This window comes from Paraburkholderia sp. GV068, from assembly GCF_003058125.1.
Taxonomy (GTDB): Bacteria; Pseudomonadota; Gammaproteobacteria; order Burkholderiales; family Burkholderiaceae; genus Paraburkholderia; species Paraburkholderia graminis.
This window is the reverse complement of record NZ_QBUB01000001.1, coordinates 717,395-729,360: the sequence shown is the minus strand read 5'-3', so window position 1 is coordinate 729,360 and position 11,966 is coordinate 717,395. Positions and strand designations below refer to the sequence as shown.

Genomic DNA, 11,966 nt, shown 5'->3' with positions numbered 1-11,966 from the left:
CTCACACGCGGATATCGAACCATGAGCCTACGTCCTTTGCATGACCGCCTGATCGTCAAGCGTCTCGACCAGGAAACCAAAACCGCTTCGGGCATCGTGATTCCTGAAAGCGCTGCCGAAAAACCCGATCAGGGCGAAGTTATCGCCATTGGTCCGGGCAAGCGCGATAGCGACGGCAAGCGCGTCGAACCTGACCTCAAGGTCGGCGAGCGCGTGCTGTTCGGCAAATATGCGGGACAGTCGGTCAAAGTCGACGGCAACGAACTGCTCGTGCTGCGCGAAGAAGATGTCGTGGCAGTGGTCACTCAATAACGAACGGAGCGTCAAATCATGGCAGCAAAAGAAATCATTTTCAGCGACGTCGCCCGCTCGAAACTCGTGGAAGGTGTCAACATTCTGGCCAACGCGGTCAAGGTCACGCTCGGTCCGAAGGGCCGCAATGTTGTGCTCGAACGCAGCTTCGGTTCGCCCATCGTGACCAAGGACGGCGTCTCCGTCGCCAAGGAAATCGAGTTGCCCGATCGCGTGCAGAACATCGGCGCGCAGCTCGTGAAGGAAGTCGCCTCGCGCACCAGCGACGCCGCCGGCGACGGCACCACCACCGCGACCGTGCTCGCGCAAGCCATCGTGCGTGAAGGACAGAAGTATGTGGCGGCGGGCCTCAATCCACTGGACCTGAAGCGCGGCATCGACAAGGCCGTGATCGCCGCGATCGACGAGCTCAAGAAGATCAGCAGGCCGACCACGACCAGCAAGGAAATCGCTCAGGTCGCGACGATCTCGGCCAACGGCGAAGAGTCGATCGGCCAGCGGATTGCCGAAGCGATCGACCGTGTCGGCAAGGAAGGCGTGATCACCGTGGAAGACGGCAAGTCGCTCGACGATGAACTCGACGTGGTGGAAGGTCTGCAATTCGATCGTGGCTACCTGTCGCCGTATTTCATCAACGATCAGGACAAACAGGTGGCCGTGCTCGATAACCCGTTCGTGCTGCTGCACGACAAGAAGGTATCGAACATTCGCGATCTGCTGCCGGTTCTCGAACAGGTCGCGAAAGCCGGCCGCCCGCTTCTGATCATCGCGGAAGATGTCGAAGGCGAAGCGCTGGCTACGCTCGTGGTCAACAACATTCGCGGCATTCTGAAGACGGTTGCTGTGAAGGCGCCGGGCTTCGGCGATCGCCGCAAGGCGCTGCTCGAAGACATCGCGATTCTGACCGGCGGCCAGGTGATCGCCGAAGAAACGGGACTGTCGCTCGAAAAAGCGACGCTCGCGGAACTCGGTCAGGCCAAGCGGATCGAGGTCGGCAAGGAAAACACCACCGTCATCGACGGCGCGGGCGACAGCAAGAACATCGAAGCACGCGTGAAGCAGATTCGCACGCAGATCGAGGAAGCCAGTTCGGACTACGACCGCGAGAAACTGCAGGAACGGGTCGCGAAACTGGCGGGCGGCGTGGCGGTCATCAAGGTCGGCGGCGCGACCGAGATCGAGGTCAAGGAAAAGAAAGACCGTGTCGACGACGCGCTGCATGCAACGCGTGCCGCTGTCGAGGAAGGCATCGTGCCGGGCGGCGGCGTCGCGCTGATTCGCGTGAAGCAGGCTATCAGTGCGCTCAAGGGCGTGAATGCCGATCAGGATGCGGGCATCAAGATCGTGCTGCGCGCGCTAGAAGAACCGCTGCGGCAGATCGTGACGAATGCCGGCGAAGAGGCCAGCGTGGTCGTCGCGAAAGTGGCGGAAGGCACGGGCAATTTCGGCTACAACGCACAGACCGGCGAGTATGGCGACCTGGTGGAATCGGGCGTGCTCGATCCGACCAAGGTGACGCGCACGGCGCTGCAAAACGCGGCATCGGTCGCGGGTCTGCTGCTCACCACCGACGCCACCGTCCATGAAGCGCCGAAGGATGCGCCGGCAGCGGGACAGCCGGGCGGTCCCGGCGCGGGCGGGCCGGGACTCGATTTCTAAGTACCCGTACCGTCTGCCGCAAGGCATCGCGCACTTGCACTGCGCGCGGTTAAACGCAAGGGACACGGGCCGGTATTCGCTTTATCGCGAGCCGGCTTGTGTCTGTTCTGCTCTCGCCTGCTCTCCGCTCACGGCCCGCAGCCGATGCGCAAACTCATCGCATCAACGCACCGCCACGCCGTGTTGTTCATCGCGCACCGTACTGGCCTCGGTTTCCATTTCCGTTGCCGCATCGATGCGCGTCACGTGAACCGCCCGTTCCCGCAACAACACCCGAGACGCGATCCATTGCAGCGCGGAGCACAAAACCAGATACACGATCCCGACGAATACGAAAATCTGCGCGGGATAAATCATCAGACGGCTGTTGACCTGATTGGCGAGAAACGTGAATTCCGGCACGCCGACGATATACGCGAGCGACGTGTCCTTCACCAGCGACACCCACTGATTCACGAATGACGGCAGCATGATGCGCACGGCCTGCGGCAGCACCACATGACGCAATGCCTGCCAGCGCGTGAGCCCGAGCGACAGCGCCGCCTGCTGCCGGCCCGCGCCGACCGACACGATCCCCGCATGCACCGCATGCGACAGATACGCGCCGCCGATCAGCGACAGCGCGCAGACCACCGCGACGAGGCCCGGCACGTCGATATGCAGCAGCGTCGGCATCAGGAAGAAGGTCCAGAAGATCAGCATCAGCACCGGAATTGCGCGGAAAAACGCGACGATTCCGAGCAGCACCACGTATGCGCCGCCGCGTGTCAGCGCGAGCGCCACGCCGCCCGCCAATCCCACGACGGCGGACAGCAACGCCGACACCACCGAGAGCACGACCGTCAGCGCCGCGCCGCCCAGCGGCCCGTTGGGAAACGCACCGAGCAGCAGATAGCGCAGCGTCGGCAGCCACTCGAGGGCGGTCATGCTCGCCCCCGTTGCAGCGCGCGTACGCCCGTGTGCTGCCAGATCACGAGAGCCGTTTCGATTAGCGCGACGGTGCCGACATACAGCACGGTTGCCGTGCCGAACGCCTGAAAAGTCCGGAAGCTTTCCGTGTCGACCTGGCGCGACGCATACGACAACTCGGCGACGCCGATCGCCATCGTCAGCGACGAGTTCTTCACGATATTCATGTATTGCCCCGCGAGCGGCGGCGTGGCGATCCGCACCGCTTGCGGCAGCACCACGTGCCGCAAGGTCGCGTAACGCGTCATGCCCAATGCCGCGCTCGCCTGATATTGCGCGATGCCCACGCCGCGGATTCCGGCGCGAAACTCCTCGGCGATAAAGGCCGTGCTGTAGCACGTCAGCCCGAGCCAGCCGGCGAACAGTTCGAAGCTCGGCCAGTGCAGCGCAAACGGCCCGGCGCTCAGGACATGCGGCGTGTTCAGCCACGTCATCCACGCGGAAGGCAGCAGCATTGCCGCGCCGAAGTACCAGAACAGCAATTGGACCAGCAACGGAGAATTGCGAAACACGAGTACGTAGAGCTTCGCCGCCGTGGCGACCGCGCGATGTTGCGCGATGCGGGCCATTGCCAGCCCGAATCCAAGCAACGTCGCGCACACGCTCACGCACGCCGACAGGATCAGCGTGATCAGGAAGCCGTGCGCGAGCCAGCCGAGATAGCGCGGGCCCAGCCAGAAGTTCATCAAATGCATTTGGAGAAAACGCGGTCCTGTATCAGCAAGAAGGCCCGGTCACGCGTTTCGTGACCGGGCCATGTCGGGGCGGCTGTCAAGCGACGGGCGTTCAGCTCTTCTGCGGATCGCCGATCCTGAACAGACGCGGCAGCGGCGCGGCGCTCTTCGGGCCGAACCAGGTATCGTAGATCGTGCCGGCCGTGCCCTTGGCTTCGAGATCCTTCAGCGTGTCGTTGACGACATTCAGCAGGCGCGTCTCGCCCTTCGGCACGCCCACGCCTTCGTAGTCGTTGGAGATCGTGAACGGCGGGATCTCGTAGTTCGCCTTGTCCGGCACCTTCGCCAGCAACGCGACGAGCTTCGGTCCGTCCTGCGTGATCGCCTGCACGTTGCCCGTGCGAAGCGCGGCGAAGGCGAACGGCGTGTCGTCGTAAGCGATGATCGTCGCGCTCGGGAATTGCGCGCGCACCTGCTGCTCATTGGTCGTGCCTTTGTCGGCGCCGATCCGCAAACCGTTCAACTGTTGCGGCGAAGTAAGCGTGCCCTTCTTCGCGATGAATTGCGTGCCCGACGCAAAATACGGCGTGCTGAAATCCACTTCCTTCTTGCGGTCGTCGGTAATCGTGAAGTTGGCGAACACGAGATCCACCTTGCCCGACTTCAGGAACGCGATGCGGTTCGCCGGATTGGTCGGCTGGATCTCGAGCTTGACGCCGAGGCGCGTGGCGAGCGCTCGCGCATAATCGACGTCGAGCCCGACGATCTGATTGCTCTTCGGATCGACGAAGCCGAACGGCGGATTGCTGTCGAACGCGGCCACGCGCAATACGCCCGCCTTCCTGATGTCGTCGAGGCGATCCGCGTGCGCGGCGGCGGACATGACAAGCAGACTTCCGGCGATCGCTGCGCCAAGCACTCTGAGATTCATAGCGGTGGTTTCCTGTTGTTTTGATGGGCCGCGCGCGAGGTCGAATAGCGCGTGCCTTAGCGTGAGAAGTGGACTCTAGCAACGCTCGCGCACGGCACAAACCAAGCAATTTTCAGGTGCTAAGCAGCGTTTCTGATAATGGGTGGGGCGCGGCGGCGGGGTTGGGTATTCCCGTGTTCGCGTTTTCAGTGCGGGTGTCCGCGCGGAACCTGTCGTCTATCCACGCAACGCACCAGGGCAATCCACAATCCGTCGCGCTCACGACCCCGTTTCCGCCGCAAGCGATCCGCCGAGATAAGCATCGCGAATCCGTTGATCGCCGAGCAGTTCGCTTGCGGTGCCCGACAACACCACGCGGCCGGTCTGCAGCACATAGCCGCGATGCGCGCATCGCGGCCAGGTCATCCGGTTGTCCCATTGCCGACAACCGCGCAAAACCGCGCTTCTGGCATCCAATGAGTTGCTACGCGACCGACGTCACATATCCGCCATCGGGCGCGTCGTGCGGAAGGGACCAGCCGAAATAGACCTCTGCCTCGACGATCTTGCCGCCGCGGACGGTCAGCCGCTCCGTATTGCGGAATCGTCGACTGCCAAGAGTCGTTGCTTCGTAAACGACGAACACCTGTTCGCCATGAACAACGACATCGACGAACTGAAAGTCGGTAATCGTCTCGCTGTTCGGCCAACAACGCGTGAAGTAAGTGCTGCGATCCAGGCGGTTATCCAGAGGGCTAGTGAAATGGAAGTCAGCGCCGATCAGCGCCTCGATGGCGGCGCGGTCCTTATGTACATAGGCGAGATAACTCGCACGGGCGATGTCGGCAGGATCTTGCTGCATATACGTCGTCTCCATTGAATGTTTCAGGAAAGCGCCTCAACGGCCTGTTCCCGCAGGCTGACCTGCGGAAAACTCAGGTGCATCGCAGGCTCCTGGCCATTGTCGACCCGACCGGCGCCGCCTTCTTTGCCCCTCATGCGTCCACGATCACTTCAAACCCGCCGTAGATCAGCCGCTTGCCGTCGAAAGGCATCGGATTCGTGTCGGGCTGCAGCCGTGGGTCGGCCATCACCGCTTTCATGCCGTCGTCTCGTGCCTGACGCGAAGGCCAGACAACCCAGGAGAACACCACCGCCTCGTCATGCTGCCGTTTGACCGCCATCGGAAAAGACGTCAGCTTCCCTTCCGGGACGTCGTCTCCCCAGCACTCGACCACCTTCAATGCGCCGTGCTCCTTGAAGACGGCCGCTGCCGATTCGGCATGCTTCCTGTACGTTTCGCGATTGGCCGTGGGCACCGCGGCGACAAACCCATCTATGTAAGTCATGAACGATCTCCGGTTTGCGTGAGTCATGAATAAGGGCGCAAAAGCGACATCGGGACCGCATTGCCGCAATCTTGCCGCCCTATACACACGACGAACCACGCTTGAGGAAATCGACAAAGCTCACGATAAATTTCGTCCGCGTGCGCGCGCACTGGAAGATCAGGACTGACTCGAGCCGCCGGCGACAGGCACCTGAATCCTCACAACGGAAGCCCGCGAAATAATCAGACTAACAGCGGAAAGTGCGAGGAAGCCCAACGAGGTGCAGATGACACCCGCAAAACCGAACACCGGATAGACATGCCCCGCCACTGCCGAACCAAAGCCGATTCCGCAAAATACGAACGACGCAGTCAACGCTAATGCAGTCCCGCGCCGGTCCGGCACCATCTCGACGATCCGGCGCTGCTGGGAAGGCCACAGCAGATCCGTGGCGAATGCCCAGGCAGCAAGCGCAACGAAGAACCATTGCAGATGGGGTGGCGTCATCCAAAGCAACGCGAGGTCGAGGGCGAGCAGCGCGAGCCCAGCGGTCAACATCGCTTCCGCGCTATAGCGCCTCGCGGCACGCGTCACGAAAAGGTTGCCTGCGACGCCGGCAACGCCCAGCACGACAAGCGCGGCCGATACAGCGCTGGAACCGGCATGGAACGTGTCGCGAACAATCGGCGCAATAAACGAGTACGTCGAATAGACGCCTGCCGCGATGAAAAACACGACGAGAAACGCGCTGAGTGTCTCGGTACGGCTTAGCAGCGATGTAACGGTTCTGAGCTCGACATGCTCGCCCTCGCTGGAATCGGGCACGACCGCCACGATAAGCGCCGCTGTTGCCGCGCCCGCGCACGCAATCGCAACGAATAACGCCCGCGCCCCCCACACGTGAGCGACCCATGCCGAAAGCGGCATCCCGACGAGACCCGCGATACTCAGTCCGAGCAGAACGATGGCGATCGCGCTGCCCTGATGCCTGGGTTCAACGAGGCTCGATCCCAATGCGCCAAGCACAGGACCAATAAATCCCGCGCCCAATCCCATCAGCACGCGCGACAGAACGAGGACGGAGTAGTTTGGTGCGGCCGCGAACAGCAATGCGGCGGCGCTGAAGAGCGAGAGCCCGATGAGCACCTGGCGACGCCGTCGCAAATGTCCGAAGCCGACTTGCAGAAAAGGCGCGGCAAACGCGAAGGTCACGCCAAAAAAAGATATCAGGTAGACGCTTTGCGCGTCGGCAAGACCCCATTCACGCGAAATCGCATTGAGACTGCCGACGACCGACAACGCGCCTGTCGCTTGCACGAAGTACGCAAAACTGAGCGCGCGAAGCGCACGCGTGGTTTTCGCAGGGATAGCTGGGGTCATGAGCGAGTACTGGAGTTGAGCGATTCCGGCGCCGGACGGCGGACGGCGGACAAGCGGCCGGACCGCGCAAGCGGCGCCGAGCGCCGCTTTGTCGCGATCGCCGTTCGGGTACGTCAGGCTACTGGAATGGGGTTGTCTTTCAACGAGAGGTTGAACTGGTCGACGAACGCATACTCGTTAGGTCCGACGTTGTCGCGCAGCGGCTGGGCAGCGCTGACCACCACTTCCTGCGTCGCGGTAGCGAGCTTGTCCAAGGTCTCGGCGATGAACGCATCGAGCGGCATTGCACGCGGATCGCCACTCCTGTGGACGAGATCCGTGTCGACCCACGGCGGCGCGATTTCGAGCACGCGCACGCTGGTGTCGCGCAGCATGAATCGCTGCGACATGGTGTACGAGTGGACTGCTGCCTTGGTTGCGGAATACAGCGCAGTAGCAGCCAGCGGTACATAGGCGAGCACGGAACTGTTGTTGATGATCGTCGACTCCGGCTGCTGCTTGAGATGTTCGACAAGCGCCGCACTCATCCGCACCGGACCGAGCAGGTTCGTATTGATCAGATGCACCGCCTGCGCATTGTCGAGCGCACTGCCCGCGTTGTCGAACGGCATGATGCCCGCGTTGTTGATCAAGACGTTCAGCGTGGGATAGCGCCCGATCAATTGCCTTGCCACCTGTTGAATCTGCGCGCCGTCTGCAATGTCGAGTTCGATGACATCGATGCCCGGGTTCGCGTTTGCGACCTCGTCGAGTAACGCTTTGCGCCGCCCGGCGATGATCACCTTGTTGCCGCGTTGATGGAACGCTTCGGCGAGCGCGCGTCCAATACCCGACGTGCCGCCCGTAATGAATATCGTGTTGCCTGAAAGTTTCATGATCACCGCTTCCTTAATGTAGATGTGTATCGGCAACCAATGTCAGTGAGTGGTCGTGTAGCGCGGTGCCGGAACGTTGGTCGACAATAGCGGCGACATTGCACGCCTCGCGCTTTCGTATTCTTCCCATTTGGCGACGTCGTGCAGCGAAGGAATCGTCACGAGTTCGCCCCGCTCGAACCCGACCAGCGCCGCATCGACCATGTTTTCCGCGGACATCACGATCGACTTGTCCAGGTTTTCGAGGGGTAGCCCTCCCGTTTGCCAGAAATCGGTAGCCGTTGCACCCGGCAAGACGGCCTGGATCCGAATTCCTTTGCCGGCAAGCTCGTGGTGCAGCGACTGGCTGAATGCGAGCACGAAGGCCTTGCTTCCACCGTAGACACCATTGAGCGCTTCCGGCGCAATCGCGACGATCGACGAAATATTGATGACAGCGCCTTTGCCGCGCGACACAAAGCCGGGCACGGCGGCGTAGGTAAGACGCATCACGCTCGTCACGTTGAGATCGATCATGCGCGACATCGCATCGACGTCGCTGTCCTCGAGAGGCGTATGCGTACCGACGCCCGCGTTATTGACCAGCAGGGTGATCGTCGCATCCTGTTTCAGCTTTGTTTCGACGATCGAAAGGCCAGCCCGAGTCCCGAGGTCGGCGTCGAGAATTTCGACACTGCGTTGGGTTTGCGTCGTGATACGGCTGGCTAGCGCGGCGAGGCGCTCACGGTTGCGGGCAACGAGTATGAGTTCGTAACCGCGTCGCGCGAGGCGTTCGGCATACACCGCACCCATACCGGACGATGCGCCCGTAATCAGTGCTGTGCCCAAATGTGCTTGCGTCATCATGTCACTCCGGTTGAAGACAGTTGTGCCGGAGTGAATTGTGGTGCCGAAGGCCACCAACTCAAATGACGTTAAAGGTCATGTTTTAGGACATTCCAGATAGAAGGGATGACCGACTGGCAGCCCGTCGAATTTCTAGCGGCACTAAAGCCGTCTCTTTCTATTCGTCGATCGGGTGATCGTCACCGGTTACATTCCGCGACTCTCTCCTCAACGACTGCGGAGTCATTTGATAGGCCCGCGTGAACACTTCCCGGAGATGACGCCTGTCACGAAATCCTGTTTCGCGCGCAATTGTTTCAAGTGAATGACGGCCACGTTCAATCAGATTTCTCGCCTCTTCCAGACGCAGACGTTCGATTGCCTTCGCGGGAGATATGCCGGTCTCGGAAAGAAAAATGCGCGTAAATTGCCGGCTGCTCAGATGCGCTGCCTTCGCTAGATCGTCCACGCGCAAGGGTTTGGATAAATTGAGGCGTGCATGTTCGAGCGCCTTCTGGACCCGGTCCGACTTTGGCGCGAGCGCCAGCATTTCAGAGTGCTGCGACTGCCCGCCCGAGCGCCGATGCGTCATGACCATCGCACGCGCCACCCTGGTCGCGAAGTCCGCACCCATGTCCTTCTCCACCAGGCCAAGCGCCAGGTCCATCGCCGCCGTCAAACCCGCTGACGTCCATATCGGGCCATCGACGATAAAGATGCGGTCGGCTTCGACCTGAACGAGCGGCCAGCGCGCCTGCAAAGCGTCTGCGAACGCCCAATGCGTGGTCGCGCGTTTACCGTTTAGAAGCCCGGCTTCAGCGAGAACGAACGCACCCGTACAGAGGCCCGCGGTGCGCCGTGAGCGCGCGGCCGCCTCGCTGATGAATCTGAGTTCTTCGGCGGTTGTGGTGCGGCCGGTTGGATTGGCCACGCCGCTGATCATCCAGGTGTCTGCCGTCGCATTCGAATCGGCCGGCCTGGTCATGACGGAGACGCCGAGCGACGAGCGGATTTCTCCGCCCTGCAGCGAGTAATTCGTCACATGATAAATAGGCTCGCGCGCAACGACGTTGGCGATTTCAAATACGGTCTGGGTCCCAATGGCCATGACCTGGAAGTCGTCCGTCAAGAAGTAGCCAATCCGATGCATTAATACGCCAGCCGTGGTGTCCGAAAACGTGAGTATAAATGTCGTTGTAAAAGCCTGCCTGCGGCATGGATGATAAGCATCCTATCCGCCAATACCGTGCCGCTAGTCCGGCATAACAGCGCGCTGTGTCGATGTCTGTGTCGACGTCTGTGTCGATGTAATAGCCGGCTCAATCAGGCGCGTGGAACTTCCCATCGCGCACGCAACCGCAGGAACGCAAATGAGCAGCTCCACATGGTTAGCGCCAGCTACCGACCGTCATGAACAGAAGTATCCGCAACTGACCGAGGCCGAATTAGCACGACTGCGTCAATACGGCGTTGTTCGTTCGTGGACATCGGAACGGATTTTCGAAGTCGGCGCGCCAGGGTTCGGGATGTGCGTGGTATTGCACGGGATGATTCGCGTGAGTAGCCGCGACGCGTTCGGGCGTCATGCCGTCGTTAGCGAAAACGGTCCGGGACACTTCGTTGCGGAAGTCGGACAGCTATCCGGCGGTCGATGCATAGTGGACGGCGATGCGGTCGGCGATGTATCGGCCATTCACATCCTCCCCGACAGACTGCGGGCGCTCCTGATCGCCGAAGCGGAGCTGGGTGAGCGCATTATGCGGGCGCTTATTCTCAGGCGGGTTGCGCTTATTGAGCGAGGCAATGGGATCGTTATAGTCAGCCAACCGCATAACGCCCGCCTCCACGCATTGCAAAGTTTCCTGCGACGTAACAATGTTCCTCATGCGGTCATCGGCGCGTCGTCAGAAGACGACGACACAGCCCGTTACGTAGCGAAGTGGGTACGCGATGACGCCGACTACCCGCTCGTGCTGCATCCAGACGGGACCATCTTGCGAGCACCCGATGAAGCGGAGCTTGCCAACGCGCTGGGCTGGCTCCCTGATTTCGATCCGGAGCATGTCTACGACGTCGCAATCGTCGGAGCGGGTCCGGCGGGTTTGGCGACAGCCGTCTATGCCGCGTCCGAGGGGCTGAGAGTCATCGTACTCGATCATAGTGCGCCAGGCGGACAGGCCGGTGCCAGCGCCCGCATTGAAAACTTCTTCGGATTCCCAACAGGCATCTCCGGCCATGCGCTCACCGCCCGCGCGTACGTACAGGCACAGAAATTCGGAGCCGACGTAGCCATTCCCGCTCAGGCGGAAAGCCTCGATTGCGGCATAACGCCGTTCGCGCTGCGCTTGTCCTCCGCCGTGACCATCCGGTCCCGAACGATCGTTATCGCTTCGGGCGCGGCTTATCGCAGACCCGACATTCAGGGCTTGGAACGCTTCGAGGGACGAGGAACATACTATTGGGCTTCGCCGGTCGAGGCGAAGCTTTGCGCGGGACAAGACGTATTGCTGGTCGGCGGCGGAAACTCCGCGGGACAGGCCGCCGTGTACCTCGCGTCGCGCGCGCGGCGAGTTCGCATGCTGGTACGTGGACAAAGCCTGAAGGCCAGTATGTCGCAATATCTCATCGACCGTATCGCTGCTCTGGACAATGTCGATGTGACGTACGGCACTCAGATCACCGCGCTGAGAGGCGCCAGGACGCTCGAGGAAGTAGAGCTTTTGAGCGGGACGCAACGGTCGGTTGTATCCGCGGAACACGTGTTCCTGTTTACCGGTGCATCTCCCAACACGTCGTGGCTTGACGGATGCGGCGTCGCCGTCGACAAAAACGGCTTCGTGCTTACGGGCGAAGGCGCCGGACCTGGGTCGCAAGAGCATGAAACAAGCGTGCGCGGCGTGTTCTGTGCGGGGGACGTCCGCTCGACTTCGACCAAACGTGTTGCCGCGGCGGTGGGAGACGGTGCTGCCGTCGTCGCGCAGATTCATCGTCAACTGGAGCGGACGGTCGCTCAGGCATAAGCGCCGTCGTG

Annotated in this window: 12 protein-coding genes and 1 pseudogene; 3 read left to right on the top strand and 10 right to left on the bottom strand. The window is 61.4% G+C overall.

All coding sequences use genetic code 11. The features are described from left to right. The first annotated feature begins 21 nt into the window (after positions 1 to 21). Positions 22 to 312 carry a co-chaperone GroES gene (locus tag C8K18_RS03310; RefSeq protein ID WP_006052637.1) on the top strand — a complete coding sequence of 97 codons (291 nt, stop codon included), beginning with the start codon at positions 22 to 24 and terminating at the stop codon, positions 310 to 312. An 18-nt stretch (positions 313 to 330) separates the two neighbouring features. Further along, complete coding sequence (gene groL, locus C8K18_RS03305) at positions 331 to 1,971, top strand: chaperonin GroEL (protein ID WP_006052636.1); 1,641 nt, start codon at positions 331 to 333, stop codon at positions 1,969 to 1,971. 162 nt (positions 1,972 to 2,133) lie between these two features. Here groL and C8K18_RS03300 read toward each other — a convergent pair whose 3' ends face one another. From C8K18_RS03300 to C8K18_RS03255, 10 genes and pseudogenes are all read right to left on the bottom strand, one after another. After that, positions 2,134 to 2,898 (bottom strand): amino acid ABC transporter permease, encoded by a 765-nt coding sequence (locus tag C8K18_RS03300; protein WP_107706640.1) that lies wholly within the window; start codon positions 2,896 to 2,898, stop codon positions 2,134 to 2,136. Beyond that, a complete protein-coding gene (locus tag C8K18_RS03295; protein WP_181324801.1) occupies positions 2,895 to 3,635 on the bottom strand; it encodes an amino acid ABC transporter permease in 741 nt (246 codons plus the stop codon). The genes C8K18_RS03300 and C8K18_RS03295 overlap by 4 nt, the downstream gene beginning before the upstream one ends. 91 nt (positions 3,636 to 3,726) lie before the next feature. After that, positions 3,727 to 4,545, bottom strand: a complete 819-nt coding sequence (locus C8K18_RS03290) for an ABC transporter substrate-binding protein (RefSeq protein WP_107706639.1) — start codon at positions 4,543 to 4,545, stop codon at positions 3,727 to 3,729. A gap of 258 nt (positions 4,546 to 4,803) precedes the next feature. Then, a pseudogene (locus C8K18_RS03285) lies at positions 4,804 to 4,932 on the bottom strand (ABC transporter ATP-binding protein); the annotation flags it as partial. A 76-nt stretch (positions 4,933 to 5,008) separates the two neighbouring features. After that, positions 5,009 to 5,386: a nuclear transport factor 2 family protein gene (locus tag C8K18_RS03280; RefSeq protein ID WP_107706812.1), complete on the bottom strand. Its 378-nt coding sequence runs from the start codon at positions 5,384 to 5,386 to the stop codon at positions 5,009 to 5,011. Positions 5,387 to 5,519: 133 nt separating this feature from the next. Next, a complete protein-coding gene (locus tag C8K18_RS03275; RefSeq protein WP_006052629.1) occupies positions 5,520 to 5,873 on the bottom strand; it encodes a DUF1428 domain-containing protein in 354 nt (117 codons plus the stop codon). Positions 5,874 to 6,032: 159 nt separating this feature from the next. Continuing rightward, complete coding sequence (locus C8K18_RS03270) at positions 6,033 to 7,235, bottom strand: MFS transporter (protein ID WP_107706638.1); 1,203 nt, start codon at positions 7,233 to 7,235, stop codon at positions 6,033 to 6,035. 113 nt (positions 7,236 to 7,348) lie between these two features. Continuing rightward, a complete protein-coding gene (locus tag C8K18_RS03265) occupies positions 7,349 to 8,110 on the bottom strand; it encodes an SDR family oxidoreductase (RefSeq protein ID WP_107706637.1) in 762 nt (253 codons plus the stop codon). Between the two features lie 42 nt (positions 8,111 to 8,152). Next, a complete protein-coding gene (locus tag C8K18_RS03260) occupies positions 8,153 to 8,953 on the bottom strand; it encodes an SDR family oxidoreductase (RefSeq protein ID WP_053858320.1) in 801 nt (266 codons plus the stop codon). 160 nt (positions 8,954 to 9,113) lie between these two features. Then, on the bottom strand, positions 9,114 to 10,085 hold the full coding sequence (locus C8K18_RS03255) for a GlxA family transcriptional regulator (RefSeq protein WP_006051461.1): 972 nt from the start codon (positions 10,083 to 10,085) through the stop codon (positions 9,114 to 9,116). 220 nt (positions 10,086 to 10,305) lie between these two features. Here C8K18_RS03255 and C8K18_RS03250 point away from each other — a divergent pair, with 220 nt between their 5' ends. Next, positions 10,306 to 11,955 (top strand): FAD-dependent oxidoreductase, encoded by a 1,650-nt coding sequence (locus C8K18_RS03250; RefSeq protein ID WP_107706636.1) that lies wholly within the window; start codon positions 10,306 to 10,308, stop codon positions 11,953 to 11,955. Positions 11,956 to 11,966: the final 11 nt, after the last annotated feature.